14 protein-coding genes are annotated in these 18,246 nt (G+C 36.2%); 5 read left to right on the top strand and 9 right to left on the bottom strand.

Translation table 11 applies throughout. From position 1 onward, the window contains the following. Positions 1-129 precede the first annotated feature (129 nt). Complete coding sequence (locus OW492_RS13975; RefSeq protein WP_290040835.1) at positions 130-1,503, bottom strand: MATE family efflux transporter; 1,374 nt, start codon at positions 1,501-1,503, stop codon at positions 130-132. Between the two features lie 494 nt (positions 1,504-1,997). Here OW492_RS13975 and OW492_RS13970 point away from each other — a divergent pair, with 494 nt between their 5' ends. Further along, positions 1,998-2,678 (top strand): DsbA family oxidoreductase, encoded by a 681-nt coding sequence (locus tag OW492_RS13970; protein ID WP_290040834.1) that lies wholly within the window; start codon positions 1,998-2,000, stop codon positions 2,676-2,678. Between the two features lie 49 nt (positions 2,679-2,727). Here OW492_RS13970 and OW492_RS13965 read toward each other — a convergent pair whose 3' ends face one another. The 6 genes from OW492_RS13965 to OW492_RS13940 all read right to left on the bottom strand — a co-directional run bounded on the left by OW492_RS13965 (position 2,728) and on the right by OW492_RS13940 (position 12,145). Beyond that, positions 2,728-5,058 carry an EAL domain-containing protein gene (locus tag OW492_RS13965; RefSeq protein WP_290040832.1) on the bottom strand — a complete coding sequence of 777 codons (2,331 nt, stop codon included), beginning with the start codon at positions 5,056-5,058 and terminating at the stop codon, positions 2,728-2,730. 8 nt (positions 5,059-5,066) lie between these two features. Continuing rightward, positions 5,067-5,987: a transporter substrate-binding domain-containing protein gene (locus OW492_RS13960; protein ID WP_290040831.1), complete on the bottom strand. Its 921-nt coding sequence runs from the start codon at positions 5,985-5,987 to the stop codon at positions 5,067-5,069. A gap of 97 nt (positions 5,988-6,084) precedes the next feature. After that, the gene (locus OW492_RS13955; RefSeq protein WP_290040830.1) at positions 6,085-7,479 is read right to left on the bottom strand and encodes an aminotransferase class V-fold PLP-dependent enzyme; all 1,395 of its coding nucleotides are present in this window, start codon (positions 7,477-7,479) and stop codon (positions 6,085-6,087) included. Between the two features lie 183 nt (positions 7,480-7,662). Next, positions 7,663-8,136, bottom strand: a complete 474-nt coding sequence (locus OW492_RS13950; RefSeq protein ID WP_290040829.1) for a transcription elongation factor — start codon at positions 8,134-8,136, stop codon at positions 7,663-7,665. 141 nt (positions 8,137-8,277) lie between these two features. Next, a complete protein-coding gene (locus OW492_RS13945; protein WP_290040828.1) occupies positions 8,278-10,614 on the bottom strand; it encodes a hypothetical protein in 2,337 nt (778 codons plus the stop codon). 250 nt (positions 10,615-10,864) lie between these two features. Then, positions 10,865-12,145, bottom strand: coding sequence for a sodium:proton antiporter (locus OW492_RS13940; RefSeq protein ID WP_290040826.1), 1,281 nt, complete (start codon positions 12,143-12,145; stop codon positions 10,865-10,867). 993 nt (positions 12,146-13,138) lie between these two features. On the opposite strand from OW492_RS13940, the gene OW492_RS13935 reads away from it, so the two are divergent. Together OW492_RS13935 and OW492_RS13930 are read left to right on the top strand one after the other, a co-directional pair. After that, positions 13,139-13,792, top strand: coding sequence for a hypothetical protein (locus OW492_RS13935; protein ID WP_290040825.1), 654 nt, complete (start codon positions 13,139-13,141; stop codon positions 13,790-13,792). 104 nt (positions 13,793-13,896) lie between these two features. Then, a complete protein-coding gene (locus OW492_RS13930) occupies positions 13,897-14,079 on the top strand; it encodes a hypothetical protein (RefSeq protein ID WP_290040824.1) in 183 nt (60 codons plus the stop codon). A gap of 94 nt (positions 14,080-14,173) precedes the next feature. Here OW492_RS13930 and OW492_RS13925 read toward each other — a convergent pair whose 3' ends face one another. Next, on the bottom strand, positions 14,174-14,725 hold the full coding sequence (locus OW492_RS13925) for a hypothetical protein (RefSeq protein WP_290040823.1): 552 nt from the start codon (positions 14,723-14,725) through the stop codon (positions 14,174-14,176). A gap of 482 nt (positions 14,726-15,207) precedes the next feature. Between OW492_RS13925 and OW492_RS13920 the strand changes: the two genes are divergently transcribed. Next, positions 15,208-16,410: a methyltransferase gene (locus OW492_RS13920; protein WP_290040822.1), complete on the top strand. Its 1,203-nt coding sequence runs from the start codon at positions 15,208-15,210 to the stop codon at positions 16,408-16,410. Here the strand turns inward: OW492_RS13920 and OW492_RS13915 are convergent. Beyond that, positions 16,407-17,597 carry a benzoate/H(+) symporter BenE family transporter gene (locus tag OW492_RS13915; protein ID WP_290040820.1) on the bottom strand — a complete coding sequence of 397 codons (1,191 nt, stop codon included), beginning with the start codon at positions 17,595-17,597 and terminating at the stop codon, positions 16,407-16,409. The two genes, OW492_RS13920 and OW492_RS13915, sit on opposite strands and share 4 nt — an antisense overlap. Positions 17,598-17,668: 71 nt before the next feature. Between OW492_RS13915 and OW492_RS13910 the strand changes: the two genes are divergently transcribed. Then, positions 17,669-18,205 carry an XRE family transcriptional regulator gene (locus OW492_RS13910; protein WP_290040818.1) on the top strand — a complete coding sequence of 179 codons (537 nt, stop codon included), beginning with the start codon at positions 17,669-17,671 and terminating at the stop codon, positions 18,203-18,205. The last annotated feature ends 41 nt before the right edge of the window (positions 18,206-18,246 follow it).

The following is an 18,246-nucleotide window of genomic DNA, read 5'->3' as shown; positions in this document are numbered from 1 at the left end:
TTCTTCGTTGTAATTTTCACAAATAGAATAACTATTAAAGAAGTTAATCGTCGAAAGGTTTAAATTACACTTTGAACTCAATCATTTTTCCTACGCAAAATTTAGAGCACTTATTTAATATAATTGGTATTAGTCATACATCAATTTTTGTGCTTTTTCTGCATTAAATTCTTTCAGGGATTTTCTCGCTAGTTGTCTAAAGGGTAATGCTTTTACGACCTCTTCAAAAGGTTGTATTGCAAAGGCCCAAAATATAGAAGCATCTAATCCTAAAATAAGAAAAGCACACAAAGGAATAGATATAAGCCATTGACCTGTAAAGTTAATTTTAAAAACTGCTGTGGTTTGTCCTACTGCACGCAGAATGTTGCCGTGTACAGTGTTGTACCCACGTACTATTGGCAAAAAGATATAAAGCGGTGCGATAATTGCCAAAGCTTGATAGGTCGTTTCATCTAGGTTTGGGTAGATCTGACTCATAAACAGGCTCATTACACCAAATAAAGCGGCACACAAGATAGATATGATCACTGCAATATCAATGCTGGTATCAACATTTTTGACTAAATCATCCATCTTTTTCGAGCCTATAGCTTGGCTCACGGTGATGGCAGATGAATGAGACCAAGCGGCTATAAATTGTGTTCCCGCACGGATCCATGGCATCACTAAAGTAATTGCTACATAGGCATTAATCGCTAATTGTGAGTAGAGTAATTGATAAATAGTTGCGCCAATTAGTAAGATAGTTACATTGGCTGCAATAGGGAATATCTCGATAAAATGTGCACGCATATTAACCAACATATTACTGCCGGTCTTCGGTGGAGAGAAAATAAAATCAGGTTCAAGATGCATGTATAAACCTAGGTATACCATACGTATGGTAATGGCAATTACACTGCCGATTGCCGCGCCCTGAACCCCTAAACCATGGTAACTTAGGCCCTCTGAAATATGGTAACCATGAATCAGTAGATAAGATAAAATGGCATTCACTGGGAGTTCAATGAGGTAGCCTTTAAAGGGGATTTTAGTTTTACCAAGGCCGTTAAATAGTGCAATCATTACCTGAGTGACAGCGGTAAATAGGATAATATATTTTGATATGTTCAGGTAATCTGCAATCTCTTGATGCAAATTAATTTTATCAGTTAATAGCGCAATTAAAGGGCGATCAAAGATAGTTAATATTATCCAAAATAACACTGCTACAGCGGCATTGATGAAAAAACCTGACCATAAAGCTTTACTGAGTGAATTTTGGTTTTTTGCTCCCACCGCTCGACTTAATACCAATTGTGTACCGTTAGCTAATGCCATTTGAATACCTAATACTGCGGCTACAATGGTAGTTGCAATACCGATCGCTGCTAATGGGATCTCACCTAGAGGGGATACTAATAAGGTATCTATCATTAACATGGATTGCATTAATAGGCCGTTTAGGGCGAGAGGCCAAGCAAGTGAAAAATTCTTTTTTACATAGGATTGGGAAGACACTTATAAACCTTAACTTAACTCTTATGTTGTCATAATGAGCTAATGTAATCGATGAAAATAGATGGTTGATGGCATATATTTCGATTATTACAAAGGTGATTTTATGTTGATAAAGAAAGTGAGACAATCAAAACTTATGCTTGTTAAGTAGTATTGTACTATTTTATATGCGAGTTGTTCAATTTGATTGTTTTGACATTGTGAAGCTATAGCTTATTAAGTAACTTCAGCTTAAATGATCAAAAGGAAATAATACCGCTATTTCTGCAGATTTCTGCGTAAAATCACCTACCAATAACTAACTATTGTTATGAGTTGCTGAACTACGAAAAACGACCTGCACCATATAATGAGATAAAAATAAGTGATAGATTTAACATTGGATCACGCTTTCACTATCCCGAGTGGAGATTAAATATTTATTTTTAGATTAATTTGAACGATCGTTCTTATATGGTTATAGTGTGGTAATATAAAGAATGTAAAGTACTTGTATGTTGAGTTTATTGACTGCAAAAGGGGTAATGATGAGTAAGAAGATTCAATTAGATGTCGTATCAGATGTTGTTTGTCCGTGGTGTATTATTGGCTACAAAAATTTACAAAAAGCCATTGAAGAATTAGGTGTTGAAAAGCAAATTGAGTTGCAATGGCAACCTTTTGAGCTAAATCCTAACATGCCTGCAGAAGGACAAAATTTACGTGAGCACGTTGCTGAAAAATACGGTTCGTCATTAGAAGAAAGCAATCAAGCTCGTATTAATATCGCTCAACGTGGTGCAGAGGTTGGTTTTACCTTTAACTTTTTTGAAGATATGAAAATTGTTAATACACGTGATGCACATATTTTATTGGAATATGCCTATGAAAAAGGTAAGCAAACAGAGCTTAAATTGGCGCTGTTTAGTGCTGCATTTACCGATCAAAAAGATGTCTCTAATCGTGAAATATTATTAGCTGAAATAGCTAAAATAGGCTTAGATAGCGGGGAAGCATCTGCTCGTTTAACAACACAAGGTTACGTAGATCAAGTGGTTGATCATGAGAGGTATTGGCAAGGCTTAGGTATTTCAGCTGTACCAACCGTTGTATTTAACCGTCAAAGTGCGTTATCTGGTGCGCAACCTGTAGAAGCATATAAACAGGTCATAACAGAGTTGCTAACTGAAGGCTAATTTTAGATAAAATAGGCTGTAGGCAAAAATAACGGCTTGTAGCCTATCGTTATCCATTAAGTAATTTTTGTATTGCTCTTGGGTCTTTTAGCAGTGCTTCGAACTGCTCGGCTGGTAGTGGTTTGCTAAATAGGTAACCTTGGCCAAACTCACAATCTATTTTATTGAGAAACTGCATTTGTTGTTCAGTTTCGATCCCTTCGCCTACGACTTTTAAGTTTAACGCTTTAGCCATTGCAACAATCGCCATCACAAGTGATTTATCAGAGTCGTTTTCTGATAGGTTCATGATGAACCCGCGATCTATTTTTAGTTTGGTAAAGGCAAATTTTTGTAGGTAACTTAAGGCTGAATAGCCAGTGCCAAAATCATCAATGCTTAGCTCAACACCCATGCCACGCAGAGCTTGTAACATATCAAATAACTCACCTTCTTGATTAATAATGAGGCTTTCTGTTACTTCTACATCTAAGCGTTCTGGGGGCAGTTGAGAAGTAACTAGTACATCTTTTATCTCATTAAATAACTTTGTACAGTTTCTAAATTGTACACTGGAAAAGTTGACTGCAATTTGCATCGGCGCGATGCTTTGCCATTTTGCAGCTTGATGTACTGCTGTATTTAAAGCAAAACTGCCAAGTTGCTCTATTAAGTTATTTTTTTCAGCGATAGCGATAAATTCATCCGGTGGTACAAACCCTAATTCGCTATCAGTCCAACGCATTAATGCTTCTGCACCGACTATTTTTTGGGTTTTCAGATTAATTAATGGCTGGTAGTACATCTCTAAGTTATTTTCTTTAATAGCCACATGTAATCGTAAGTTGACAGCTACTTTGCGGTTCACTTCATCATTCATCTTAGACTCAAAGAAACTAAAGTTTTTACGACCATTTCCTTTTACTTTATAAAGAGCCATATCGGCACATTTCAAAAGTGTTTCTGCATCATCAGCATCGTCTGGGTATATGGCTAGTCCGATACTGCTTGAAGTATGAAATAGGTGTTTATCGATTTGGAAGGGCTGTTCAAATAGGTGATGAATTTTAAATGCAATCTCAGTGGCTTGTTCAAGATCCTCTAAGTCATTAATCACCACCATAAATTCATCACCGCTTAATCGTGCGACTGTGTCTGTTTTACGCAAAGCCGAACGTAGGCGTTGACTTGTTTCGATCAGTATTTTATCACCTGCAGCATGACCTAAAGTATCATTAATTTGCTTAAAATTATCGAGGTCTATGTACATCAGTAGTACTTTTTTATGTGTTCGTTGTGAATAATCAATCGCATGGTTGAGTTTTTCTAAACTATAACTTCTATTCGGGAGCCCCGTTAATGAGTCATGGGTTGCTTGATAAGCGAGTTTTTGTTCTGATACTTGGCGTTTTTTTATCTCGTTTTCTAGTTCTGAATTGTATTGTGAGAGCTCTTTTCGGCGTTTTTGTGAATCATTAATTTGATGATGGAGTTGAGCGTTTTTGTGCTCAATATAGAACAAGTAATACAACGTTAAAAAGACAGGAATGGCTAATAAAGAGATAACCACAACAAACCATTTAGAAGTAAATAAATCATTGTTATTAATATTTTCATACCAAGCTTCAATAACAAAAGGTGCGCCTATTATTTCTTTTTTTAAATGGAAACTATGCATTAAATTTTCATGTTGATGAGAGTGTGTTATCTCTGCATGAGAAGCTGCTTTTAAGGAGTCCCATATAAATAGGTTGCCTTGGGTACTACGAAGTGTGATATGGCTTCCACTGCCTTCATATTCTAAAGCAGTGAGTAAAGAAATGACTTGTTCTCTGTTGAATTCAGCAATGAGTAAAGCAATAGGACTATTATGGAAATAAACGGTTGTGGATAAGCGTATGACTAAATTACCGTTTATTTCATTCACAAATAACGATTGTTTGGATTTTTTTAATTCGGAAATATTGAGCCCTTGATAGTTAAATGCAGTCGTACTATTACTATCAGCAATAATATCTTTATTTAACTCAATTAGGGTAACACGAGAAAATATAGGAGTTAGTTTGTCCTGTGGGGAAATCAATTGTTTTTCGATTAACTCTCGAAGATTAAAAAGGCTTGCACCTAATCCATAAGTCATCGACATACCTGCGCTTTTATTAGCAAAGAATGTCATGAGAACTTTATCTTCAGCCGCAAGGATTGAATTATGTTTGGCTAGTTTAAAATAATTACTTAATAACTCCCCATAATGACTGATTCTTAAGTGCAACTCATTATCTCTTGATTCTTCAAGTTTATTTTGGCCTAGGTTGGTCACTGTTAAAATAAGTAAAAGGTATCCTGCAAGCATAACACTTGCAATAAAGAGGGTATTTTTTTGAGTAAACCAACGAGGCATAAAAGTCCCTATTGTGATTTAACGTTAAAAAAATCAGGGTAAAAATGAAAAACAGAAGGGTAATATTTTTTAACTAATACATTATATTCGCCACTGTCTTGTATCTCTTTAAAGTACAGATTAAATGCTTTTCGGAGATTTGGTGAGTCTTTTCGGAAAACCACACCCATCTTTTGATTCTCAGAGATTGGTCCAATAACTTTAGTCTTACCTGGCCATTTTTCTAATGCGATTAATATAACTGGTACGTCTAGTAATGTTAGCTCAGCATCGTTATTTAATATAGCGGGAATCATCTCATTTAGCTTTCTTTCTGTGACAGGTAGTATAATTTTAGCCTCTGTATTGTATAAGTCATAAAGTTCGGGATCTAAACAGGTCTGTTTCATTGCTAATACTTCATGGCCTTTGAATAAGGACTTTACTGTTTTAATATCTTCAGTGACTGAGCCGGATGGGGTTATTGGTGAAAGTGCTGAGTCAGATCTCGCCATTAACCAAACAGCGGAAGGGAAATAAGGTATAGAAAAATCAACGACTTCTTGTCTCCAAGGTAAGATAGTCGCACCAGTGGCGAGAATATCTCCCTGTATTTCATGCTGAATATGGCCTTTTACCACTACACCATTAACATAGTTTGCATTGCGACCGGTGAGCAAGGTCATTGAGTTATGCCAGGTTGCTTCAATAAATTGATACTTTAAACCTAAGTGCTTGGCAAACCCCTGCATTAATTCAACGTCTAACCCGCTAGCTAGGGTATGCTCGCCCTCTTTATAAATATTAATGAAATTAGCATAGGGGATACCGATATGGCGTAACACACCATCCGCTTTGATTTCAGCTAAATCACGAGCAGAACTCCAACTACTGTAAAAGCATAGTAGCAGAAGAGATACGATAAGGTATCTTAACTTGATGTTCGCCATAAAAAGACCTTTAGAGGTAAAATAATTATATATACTGTTTATTTATTATACCTCTAAAGTATAGGTACTAAAAGCCACGATTAAGTGGCTTAATTTTTTAAAGCATATCGTTAAATACTTTTTTCATCGCTTTTATTAAGTTATCTACGTCATCTTCATCGTGGAATAGATGGGTCGATATTCTTAATGCGTAAGTATTCGTCGTATCATTTTGTGTAATTTTAAAATCAGTGGTGCGAATAATGAATCCTGTTTGTTCTCGTAATGTATCTCTGAATTCAGTTAAGGTATCTGAATCACTAACGTCTGTAAAAGGGTTGAAAGTGGTAATGGCACTTGCTAACTCATCGATATCTGGAGAGTAGATAGCTGCATCAGGGAATGCCAATTTAAGTTGTTGTTTACAACGTTTGCTAAGTGTTAAAACGCGCTCTTCAATCACATCTCTACCTATTTCATCCCACATTGCGCAGGCATCTGCAAGTGCTTGTTTAGCTGGGTAGTTATCATTACCAATGTATTGTAGTTGCAATTGTGTACCAAGGTAATCTGCGTGGCCTAATGATGAATTGATAAACCATAATGAGGTATCTCTATCTGACCAATACTGATCTAGACGTTCCGCGCTATTTAAAACAAATAATATACCCGTTGCACCTGCTCCACATTGCCATTTATGTCCTGAGCCAGCATAAAAGTCACAACCAATATCATGAAAATCAAGGTCCAGCATACCAATGGCATGAGCACCATCAATTAACGTTGGAATTTCATTCGGTATTGCCACTTCTTGACAGATACGCTTCGCAGGCAGGCGAGTACCGGTTTTGTAAGTGATGTGCGAAAAAGTAATTAAACGTACTCGGCCTGAATATTCATTTACAGCGTTGCTAAAGAGATCAACAAATTGTTGCTCAGTGATGCTTTCATCTCCAGTATCTACCGGAATATCTAAGTAGATCACTTCTACTCCATAACGCTCTGAAACAACATGTAATGGAGACTCTGCTGCAACGTGTTCATGGTGGGTTGTTAATATTACATCGCCTGATTCAAATTGCAGACCATTTAAAATCGAGCACATGCCGTCAGTTGTATTTCGGCTAAGAATTATCTCGTCTGCGTTTGCTCCCATGCCGGCAGCAATGCTTGTACTCATTTCAGTGGTATAAGGCCATTCGCCAAACTTTTCCTGCATATCCCATGGGTTTTCGGCAACGCTCAGGTTATTTGCATAGTAATTTTTTAAAACACTGCTTGGCATCGAACCGGTTGTTCCAACATTCATATAAGTAGTGTTTTTATCTAATATAAATTCCTTTTTAACTTTACTCCAAATGGATTTATTGTTGCGAGAAGAGCGATATTGGTGGGTGTTTTTAGCGTTTGCAGTGGTGGGCAGCAAGCTAGCGCTTATTCCTGCTGCCGCTAAACCAGATGTAACTTTTAAGAAATGTCGTCGGTCTTGTGAGGTACTTTTATCTTCAATCATGTTAAATCCCTTCAGTTAGATGAAAATATAAGCATAGAGGAATTAATATGAAAAGCGATGGGATTTTATAATATTTAACTATAAAACACTGAAATATATATAGTTAATTTCGGTTCTCCGCGTATGTCTGCTTTTGTCATGTAACAAGTGACTTGATGTGCTGTTGGAATAAGCACATTCTATTTACAGGATTTGTAAAATATCGTAGTGATGAATTTTATTATTAATCGTCATACTGACCTCTGCATCAATTTTTTGACCTAGTAACATTGCGCCAATCGGCGACTCTGGCGTCACTACTAATACAGTATGTTGTTGCCATTGTAATTTTACTCCGCCAGCAACGGGACAAATAAATAAATACTTAGCTTGCTCATGTTGGTCAACTAATACGACTAACGAACCTATTGCACCTTCCAGTGAACTTCTTAATGGTAAACTAACACAAGCATCGATATCTGCTTGGCATTTTAAAGCACGTTGTGACTGCCCATGGGCGAGGTAGGCTGCTTCTAATGCCAGCGTATCGTATTTGTTTTCGGCAATATTTTCTTCATTAGTTGCTGTTTCATGAGCACTTTTAGCTGCGACTTGTGCGTTGTTTAATTGCTTTTGTAAGTGTGTCATTAGTTGCTGATGCAGCTGTATTTTATTCATTTTATTGGGTTACAACATAAGCTAGGTTTACGATATTTGGATTATACCTAGCCTGATGACTAAAGGGTGGTTAATTATTTTATTTTCCAGTCGTAATTAGCCACATAATCTAAGTCGGTAATAAACATAATTGAAATAACGCTAGTATGAATAGTCTAGATATTGATTAATATTTACTGTATCAATTTGCGAGGGATGCAAATATTGTTGTGCATATTGTTGGTAGATCCCACTGGTTAAAAACAACTTAAAAGTTGCTGGTTCTAGATGTTTATCTATGGTGATTTGATACAAGACATCAATCGCCTCACTCAAGGATAATGTAGATTTAATTGAGCTGTTAATTGATGTTAAAGCAACAAATATATCGCTGAGTAACATAATATGTTCAGTGATTGATAAGTCCGTGTGTGTGGCGTCGTTCGGATAAGGCACCGCATGTAAGCTGCTGTGGTACATGGACAAGTCGATCACATTGTGGCTATATTTTTTATTTGATAGTTCATTTAACATGGTTTTGATGGAGTTTAGTTGTTGTTGTGCTTGTTGCTGTTGTTCTTCAGTTGCAGTGCCTTGTTCAATTGATAGGTTATGCAATTCAGCTATATTTGTATCTGCGTTTGCTAGAGTACCTTCTATATCTATATCCCCCATCAAGTCTGTTGGTACTTGGCTTAATAACACTTCAGTTGCAGGCAATCTTTGTTTTTTCGGGGAAATGTGCAGCATTTCAATAGCCGATAATCCCATGCTCTTATCAAAATAACGTAACCATGTTTTTTCACTTAATTGTTGTAAGCGAAGCTGATCTTGATAAGTTAACTTATGGTGACCTTGATTCACTTTCGCTATAAACTCAAAATCTCGCATTAATTGTAACTGCTCTTTAATTAACTTTTCTTTTAATGGCTTATTGAGCTCAGGGTTTGCGCGACTCTGTTGGTAATAGTTAATTTCAGCATCTCGCCACAATACTTCAAAGCGCATTCTTATTTCGTGTATTCGATTGTAAGGTATCGCCAACTTACTGCCTTTATTGACTATCTCTTCTGTGGTTAAACCGTGATATAAATTTTTCCAAGCTTTTGTTTTAAGTAAGTTAAGTTCTGTTTGGTCTGAAAGTGTTAAACAGGAAAACTCTGGTAAATTGGAATCGCTGGCAGCAATACCTAACATCTCCGTTAATGCTGGAGAGCGGCTGATTTGGTTGTTGTTATAGAGCGCTTTATTATCGATTATTTGGGCATTAAGTGATGCAAACAATGCTGCTCGCTCCGTATGCTTAATATTTTGTTGCGCAATGAGATCTGTCATATCTGTCAAAGCAGCATTGATATGGTTTAACTCAGAAAATCGTGTTGGTTGAGTTTGGAATCTTTTATATTCTTCGGATTTTGCAATTGCTAGAGCATTAATTAATCTGCTCAACGCTTTACCGATAGGTGAAGAGAATCTCCATGATAATAGGATTGATAACACTAAGCAGATTAATGATATTTCGATGGATGCTTTGATACTAGGCAATAAGACTGATTGCTTAGGAGCTAATAGGGCTAAATAGCTAGGGGCACCTGTTGCACCTATCATGCTTGTTAAATAAACATAATAAGTTTGTGTATCAGCTTCAATTTCGCGTAATTCGTTAGTAACTTGTGAGTCAACGAGTTCCATTAATAAAGGGTAGGGAGAACGTTCAGGGCTCTTCCATTTATCTGTATCAGAGGTCGCTAATAAATGCCCTTTATTAGTAAAGAGGTACATCTCCCTCAATAGGGAAGGGGTGTTGATATGACTTAGTATATCAGTATAGTCATTTAATCTACTCTCGATCGCGATAACCGCTCTGTCTGTATTGAGCTTCCTAGAATAAATGATGGTTTTCTCTGTTTGTGAAGTGATGGCTGTTATTTCAGATAGTGCCGCTTTATACCAAGCACTGGTAGTGATATCTCCAGTGGTTGTTTCTTTAAATTTATTTAAAAAGTGAAAATTAGCATCAAAATAAAACTCTTCTCTAATTGTATCTGTATTGTTTTTTTGAATTGAAACAAGTAACCATTTTGCTCCTTTTACTTGCTGGATGTATTGAGCACTTTCAGGCTTATCCAATGCAACTAGTTTTTGTAAATTGCCGTTTTTAAAGCCCACTGAAATAGATTGGTAACTTTCATGCTGATTGAGTATCTGCGCAAATCGATTAATACTATAGGTGGTTAGCTTATTATGACGAGTAAGATCTTGTGAGCTAGTTAAGGCAGTTAATTGATCCGATATTTGTTGTTTATTTTGTTCTGTGCGATAGCGAATTTGATCTGCAGCTGTTTGATAAATTTGTAGTACTGCATCTTTAGCCTGCTTTTGGCTATGATAATAATGTAAAGACGCCGCTATGGTGCTAATTAATAAGCTGGTAAATAGAAATGCACTAAACAATCGAACACCAATGGACAAGGTTGCTTTTTCAGCAGATTTAGACATGACTTTTCCTGATTTTAAAACGGTTAAACCGATAACACTAATAGAGTGTCTCGGGTTTGACGGGTTATTTGCTTAATCTTTTATCAGACCAGTAATATCTGTTTTTGTTCGCATTGATTTTATTAATTTTTGCTATCGGGAAACGCTGAAGGTAAGGGAAGCTAAAAGGTTAAAGAAGTAAAAAAATAGAAGGTCAAATCAAGCACTATTAGCTATCTCAAATAAGTAATAGTGCTGATAGTATAGGTGTTTATTGATGCTTGTTTTGCCAGTCTTTTGCTTTATTAATGAGCGGCACAATACTAGAACCTTGTATTAAGATTGAGAACAATACGACACCATAAGTCATTACCAGTATGATTTCGCGTACATCAATATTTTTTTCAGGAACAACCCAAATACCTGCTGGAACAGCCATTGCCATCGCAAGTGCTAGACCACCTCGTAATCCACCCCAAGTTAAAATGCGAACAGAGTAAGGGTTATAGTTGCGGAAACGTTTAAAGCCAACATAGGATAGGCGAATGCTTAAGTAGCGGGCCACTAATACCACTGGTATAGCAATTAGCATAATAATCCAGTCTTCCTGGTAGAAGCTAAATTGCAACATACTTAAACCGATCAACAGGAATAAAAGACCATTTAAGAATTCATCAACTAATTCCCAGAAATGGTCTAGTTGCGCTTTACTCTCTTCTGAAAATCCAGTTTTTCTTGTCCAGTTACCAATCATGATACCTGCAACAACCATTGCTAAAGGTGCTGAAACACCAATTAATTCACCGAATACATAACCAGCTGTAGGTACGCCAATGGTAAATAACAGTTCCATTGCATGGTCATTGGTTGCACTAATTAAGTAGTGGAACAATAAACCTAATGCAAAGCCGTACACAATACCTCCAATCGCTTCATGTAAGAACAACATAGAAACATTACTTACCGTTAATGGCTCTCCAGAGAAAGCGATATTGAAGATAGTGACAAAAATAACTAAACCAAAACCATCATTAAAGAGTGACTCGCCTTCTATTTGAGTAGAAATACGTTTTGGAGCATTTAACTTTTTAACAATGGCAAGAACTGCGATTGGATCCGTCGGAGAAATAAGCGCACCAAATAATAAACAGTATATAAGGTCAAGCGGGAGACCAATTAACTGACAAATGTAATACAGTACAAAACCTACAAAGAAGGTGGAAAAGAGAGTCGCGCCTAATGCAAGTACTGTAATTTCCCACTTTTGATCTTTTAAACTTTCTAACTTAATACCTAAGCCGCCTGCAAATAAGAGAAAGCCTAATAATCCATCTAATAGGAAGTGTTCGAAATCTATCTCGGTTAATTGAGTAACAGCGACTTCTCTTAATTGAGTAAAGCCATTTTTACCGGCGATGATAATAGTAAGAGATAATAATAGGGATCCTGCTGTTATGGCGATGGTACTTTGCCATTTTCCTAATTTACTATTAATTAGAGTGATCAGCATTGCTGCTGCAGCGAGGAAGCATAAAGTGGCGTAAACGGACATAGTGATAACCTGAGGTGTAAAGGAAATGTAAATATAATGCTAATTAGTAGTAAATACTATGGCTTGTTGATTATTACAGCGATTGTTTGATTGTTTTTTATACAAAATGGACGATAAATGTTGCTGACAGAGATCTCATTAATCTTTTTTTGTACTTATTAATTGTGATTGTGATCACTAAAATTAGTGAACTTTTATCTACCTCACTGTATTCACTGTTTTATGCTTGTGAGAGATCGACCATTGCTTATGTGCTAGATCCTTACTTTAAATAAAGATTTTTAGGTGTTTTTTCAATATTGTTTTTAGTTAAGTTGTTGATATTTAATGTTTGTCCTGTTTTTTGTTCATTGCTTTCGTAATTTATTTTTTTTCTAAGTGGTCTTATTAGCTCGATGCGTCGTACTATTTCTCCCGCAAACAAGGACGTAGACGATTAATAGGATGTTAATCAGCAAACGGAAAGCAGGAAACAACAGGATGTTGTTATTAGGTAAATAAGGAATATTTATCTAGTCAGGATGACAAAAGGACACTTCAGGATTGAAGTTAGATAAGCAGGAAGTTTATCGTTAAGGAAAAGCAAGGACGAATTACAGGATGTACAAGGACACCTTCCAAGGATAGGGAGCAGTTAATAAGCAGGATGTTTATTAAATAAGGATGTGTCACGGAAGAAACCAGCAGGATGTTGGATTGATAAGCAGGATGTTTATCGTATAAGGATGTAATACAAGGAAGGCGCCCAAAGGATTTGGGAAGGGGATGCCTAGTATGGCAATAGTCAAAAGGATGTTTTGCATGGAGCAACTTCTATCACGGACTAGATAGTGAGACTAAATTAGGGCAGCTTCGGCTGCCCTTTCCTATTTCTGAACCTAAAATATTTTGCTAAATTCCTAGCATTTTAATTAAGCTATTTAATTGCTAACTCTGCCATTGATTATTACCTTATCAAAACGTACCCTGAATTATTTTTTATAGGTGCGTATTATGGCTACTTTCTATGCTGTCGAGATCCCTTTTAATTATCGTCATACTTGCTGGTTTTGTGGTGAGCCTAGTGATAAAAAAGTAAAATTTCCAGCCTATGAATATGAAACTAATATTTTAGATCATTTACCTTTAACTTTACCTAGCTGTAAAGAATGCTCAAGTATTGTTAAGCGATCCGCTTTTACCTCTATTTACCATTATCGAGATGCGATTAAAAAAGCATTAACTAAAAAACATCAAAAAGTTTTAAGTATTGGCTCTAATTGGACCAAGAAAGAGTTAGAAGAGTCTGAATTAGAGGGCAGTGCTTTTGAAGGTTTTAAGCGCAGTGCTTGGCCCATGTTTGAATTGATGCAAGGCAGAATAAACTATCAAGGTTGGCCGTTAGTTATAAATAATGAATTGTTGGTTATAGATAGTGAAAATGATAGTTTTGAATTCGATGGTGTTATTTATGTATCATTAGATGATGCTGTCTCACATGTAGTGAAAACCTTTTTCTTAGATGAAGCACTATTTACCCGCGTATTGAGTGTGTTAGGGAAAAATAAATTTAGTCAGGCGATACGTTTATGTCGTTTATATCCAAACTTAACAGCAAGTAGCCGAGAAGAGGTATTTTTAGAGATTCTAGATAGCATTGGGCTGTAATATTCATCATGTTAAGTAACAGATCTATTTTTTGCGTAACATTTAGTTCTGTTATGTAATCAAATAATTAGGTTAAGCTTGTTTTTAGAAATTAAGGGAAGTAAATGACTGAAATAAAAGATAAATCAGAATCTGATAAAAAGAATACTGAAGAAGAAAAGCAAGCATGGTTAGATTCGGTACATTTTGGCAGTTGCTGTAGTGACCCGTTGCCAAGCGATGATGAGTCTAAACAATTTAAGTCTTGCTCTACTGATACTAATAAAGCCAAGCAAGATAATAATTAACGCTATAAAACTATTTAAATGGATGAGCAATAATATTAAAAAGCCTAATAATCGCATGATTATTAGGCTTTAATTATTCTAGTTTTTAAAAATACTAGTTAGTTTTTTTGTTACGACGAGCGAAACCAAAACCTAATAAGCATAAACCTAGTAATGCTGCTCCAGCTGGTGCTGGTACCGCTGTTGAAGAGAAAGAAACTCCACCGTTAATGTACTGTCCTGTAATACTCCATGCGCCAGCAGTTAGGTCTAATGATGGGTCACTGCTTTCAATGTAACCTGTTCCTGAAATTGCGCCTATCAACATATTATTAACATCTAGTAAAAGGTCAATCGTAAAGTCCGTTACTGTGAATGTAAAGCTTCCTGCGGTCCATAAAGTATAAGGTAGTGTGTTATTGGTTGCTGAGTAATCATAGAATGTTGCTGCAGCATCTTCTAAACCATCAAAACTGCCTGTCACTAATTCATCAAGTCCACTTACTTCTACACCCGAAAATACGATGCCAGTAATAAGAGGGTATGAACCATCTACTGCTGCATTACCTTCAAAGCTGATTGTACCTTCAATGGTTGTTGCATTTGCTGAGCCAATACTTAACATAAGCAGTATTGTGCTAGTGAGTAATGCTAAAAATTTATTCATTTTATTCTCCTTTTTATTGATGGATAATCCCACGAATAAAGATAGAGCATATTTTATTCCACAAATTAAATGTCATTTAAAATCAATTATTTATATTATTTAAATGATCTTTATTTTATTTATATTTTTTGTTTTGTAAGGTATTTCAACATTTTGTATTTCGAATAGTATTTGAGGTGCCAAGTTACTTAATTTTGTTATATGTAAATAGTTTGCTTTTTTATTTTTAAGTGATTGTTTTTATTACATGAACCGTTCTTAACTAAGTATGGCTTTTATAATTACTTACTAATTTGTAAGTAATTGTTTCCATATAGATATATTGTAAATTTTATCGATATCCCATTATAGATATATTGAACAAGTTACTATTACTATGGCATCGATTGGCTATTCGTAGTGATAGCCTCAATTTAATCAAACCGGACGGTAATTAGTATAAAATGCGCAGGTATAAATAAAGAGAAATACTGGAATAGGCAATGCTCAGCGATCGGTTTGATAAAATAGATAAGTATTTAGCACAATTAAAGGGCTACTGGCATTACAGTGCTTTCTCATTAGATGGCTACCCTGCGTTTAATGATAATAACGAGCTCATTGATTTTTTGGAGTCGATTAACCAAGAAGAATTATTGCTATACCAAAACAATCCGGGTTTATTACACCCTTTTTTAAAGGCGTTTATTCCTGACTTATTGGATATCAATGATCCTTTATTCCAAGTTGAGGATATTACGACTAAATTGCTTAGCAGTAATATTCCATTTTGGTTTCAAAAGGGAATAAAAGGTAGGAAATGGACACAAATAGATCAATTTTCTGAACACATAGATGATCAATTACCAGTATTGGAGTGGTGCGCAGGTAAAGGGCATTTAGGGCGTTTGATTCATTATAAACAGCATAGCTCTATTAGTGCCGTGGAATGGAATATTGACCTTTGTATACAGGGGAGAGATATTGCGAAACAGTATGCCATCCCACAAACATTCCATCATGCAAATGTATTATTGGGTGAAGCTGATTCGTTGCTTAAACCTGCTCAACATGTTGTTGCACTTCATGCCTGTGGAGATTTACATAGCCATTTAATTAACGTTGCAGGGCAATGCGGAACAGCAAAGCTAACTATTAGTCCTTGCTGTTATCATTTAATGGAAGATCAGTATTATCAAGCTCATTCTCATCATGCTTTACACACTAGTCACTTATTATCTGAGGTTAAGTTATCTAAGCAAGACTTAAAACTGGCCGTTTCTCAACAAAGTACGTCCGGATCTCGACAAACACAATTAAATGACCAAGAGGTTTGGTGGCGATTAAGTTTCGACTGTTTACAAAAAACTATGGGTAATACTCAACAATATATGAATGTACCTAGCTTTCCTAAAACTTTGCTTTCGCAAAATTTTGCTGAGTTTGTTAAATGGGTGATGCTATGCAAAAACTTATCTTTTCATTTGCCTGAAGACCTTTCTGGGTTTTTAATACAAGGAAGAGAGCGTTTTGAAAAGTTACGTCGTGGTGAGTTAGTCTCGCAATATTTCCGTCGGCCATTAGAATTATGGCTAGTTTATGACAGGGCATTGCGTTTACAGGAACTGGGCTATCAAGTGCAGGTTTCGACCTTTTGCCAAGCACAGGTCACACCACGTAACCTGTTGATTCAAGCAAGTCGTTAATCTTTTGCTTTTATTTTAAGTTGGCTGATAAATAAAACTAATAAACCGCCAATGACACCCCAGATTACTGAGCTGAGACCCCATAATGTAATAGGTGAAGCGGTGATCAATAAAGTGATCACTGCAGCTTCATTGATATGTTTTGATTCACTATTAACACTCTGCTGCAAGCTGTGGGTAATGGTGCCAAATAGTGCAATGCCTGCAAGTGCTAAGATCAATGAGGAGGGTAAAAGTGCAAACCAAGCCATGATATAAGCAGCCAACACCCCTAATATTAAGTAGAAAATACCAGCCCAAATACTGGCCCAATAACGCTTTTTCGGATTTTCGTGTACATCTTCAGACATACAAATAGAGGCACTAATCGCTGCAAGGTTTAGTGCATAACCACCAAATGCTGCGGTAAATAAATTAGTAAACCCTGTAATAGATAAGACTTTTTTAATAGGTATTTGATAGCCAAAGCTGTGCAGCATGGCAATTCCTGGGATATTTTGTGCCGCTGTAGTAACGATAAATAGTGGTAAGCTGATCCCTAGAATAACTGACCATGAAAAATCTGGTTGAATGAAATGGAGTTCGCTCCATTGCCAATCAATATGTTTACTTTCAATCAGCTGTAAATGCCAAGCCAGCATAACAGAGACAATGATGACAATTAATAGAGCCCATTGTGGTGCGAAACGTTTAGCTATTAAGTAACTGATAAACATACTAATAATTAAAATTGGCTGTAGATCCATTTGAGTGAAAACAGAGAAACCAAAGTTTAGTAATATGCCTGCTAACATTGCAGATGCTAACTGTTGGGGCAACCATTTAAACAGTTTATCTAAGGGCATTAAGAGAGGGAAAATAAATAATAAAAATGCGGCAATAATAAAGCCACCTGCAGCTTGGTTAAGGGTAAAACCTTGTACATTAGCTACCATTAAGGCTGCGCCCGGTGTTGACCAAGCAATTAAAATAGGAATACGGTAACAATATGATAGTAGGATACTTAAAAGTCCCATGCTGATGCCAAGTGCTAAAAACCAACTAGCCACCATTTGACTATCGCCACCGAGATTAATCACTAATTGATAGATTAGGGCGACTGAGCTAGAAAAGCCAACGATAACAGCGACTAAGCCAGCACTCATTGCTGCAATAATAAAGTTGACCCGATGCCAAACAGTTTTCATAATACCTTCCGTGCGTTTTAACGTACAATGCACATAAACTAACATTGACTGTTATAACGCACAAGGTAAATATGTCAGATTTAATCAATGAAACAGTAGCGATTCAACTTAAAAAAATTCGCACAGAAAAAGGTTGGAGTTTAGATACCGCGAGCCAGTATTGTGGGGTGTCAAAAGCAATGTTAGGACAGATTGAACGTGGTGAGTCTAGCCCGACTATCGCCAAACTATGGAAAATAGCGACGGGGTTTAATTTACCTTTATCCGCTTTTTTAGGGGCTAAAAATGAAGAAACCTTCCAGGCCGATGATCTTTCTAAAAATAAAAAGATTAGCATTAATACTGTTTTTGAGTTTGATAAAAAGACTGGAATTGAAATGTTTGAGTTATGTTTTTCTATTGGTCATGAACAGCACTCAGAGGCCCATCAAACAGGTGTTATTGAACATATTGTAGTAAAGAGTGGTGAAATGGAATATTTTTCTGAATCGCAGTGGCATAGACTAGCGACTGGTGAAAGTGCTAAATTTAATGCAGATCAAGCACATCGATATCGTAATGTAGGTAATGGGTTATTACGTTTCTTCAATATTATCCATTACCCTTAGTATTAAATAACTTCAGTTTTTGATAAGCAAAAAGATACGTA

Source organism: Psychromonas sp. 14N.309.X.WAT.B.A12, from assembly GCF_030397575.1.
GTDB lineage: Bacteria > Pseudomonadota > Gammaproteobacteria > Enterobacterales > Psychromonadaceae > Psychromonas.
Note: the sequence above shows the minus strand (reverse complement) of the source record. Positions and strands in the feature narration are given on the sequence as shown.

Bases quoted from the DNA above. Each gene is read 5' to 3' on its own strand.
- OW492_RS13970 (WP_290040834.1), top strand. From the start codon at position 1,998: ATGTTGAGTTTATTGACTGCAAAAGGGGTAATGATGAGTAAGAAGATT.
- OW492_RS13965 (WP_290040832.1), bottom strand. From the start codon at position 5,058: ATGCCTCGTTGGTTTACTCAAAAAAATACCCTCTTTATTGCAAGTGTT.
- OW492_RS13960 (WP_290040831.1), bottom strand. From the start codon at position 5,987: ATGGCGAACATCAAGTTAAGATACCTTATCGTATCTCTTCTGCTACTA.
- OW492_RS13955 (WP_290040830.1), bottom strand. From the start codon at position 7,479: ATGATTGAAGATAAAAGTACCTCACAAGACCGACGACATTTCTTAAAA.
- OW492_RS13950 (WP_290040829.1), bottom strand. From the start codon at position 8,136: ATGAATAAAATACAGCTGCATCAGCAACTAATGACACACTTACAAAAG.
- OW492_RS13945 (WP_290040828.1), bottom strand. From the start codon at position 10,614: ATGTCTAAATCTGCTGAAAAAGCAACCTTGTCCATTGGTGTTCGATTG.
- OW492_RS13940 (WP_290040826.1), bottom strand. From the start codon at position 12,145: ATGTCCGTTTACGCCACTTTATGCTTCCTCGCTGCAGCAGCAATGCTG.
- OW492_RS13935 (WP_290040825.1), top strand. From the start codon at position 13,139: ATGGCTACTTTCTATGCTGTCGAGATCCCTTTTAATTATCGTCATACT.
- OW492_RS13930 (WP_290040824.1), top strand. From the start codon at position 13,897: ATGACTGAAATAAAAGATAAATCAGAATCTGATAAAAAGAATACTGAA.
- OW492_RS13925 (WP_290040823.1), bottom strand. From the start codon at position 14,725: ATGAATAAATTTTTAGCATTACTCACTAGCACAATACTGCTTATGTTA.
- OW492_RS13920 (WP_290040822.1), top strand. From the start codon at position 15,208: ATGCTCAGCGATCGGTTTGATAAAATAGATAAGTATTTAGCACAATTA.
- OW492_RS13915 (WP_290040820.1), bottom strand. From the start codon at position 17,597: ATGAAAACTGTTTGGCATCGGGTCAACTTTATTATTGCAGCAATGAGT.
- OW492_RS13910 (WP_290040818.1), top strand. From the start codon at position 17,669: ATGTCAGATTTAATCAATGAAACAGTAGCGATTCAACTTAAAAAAATT.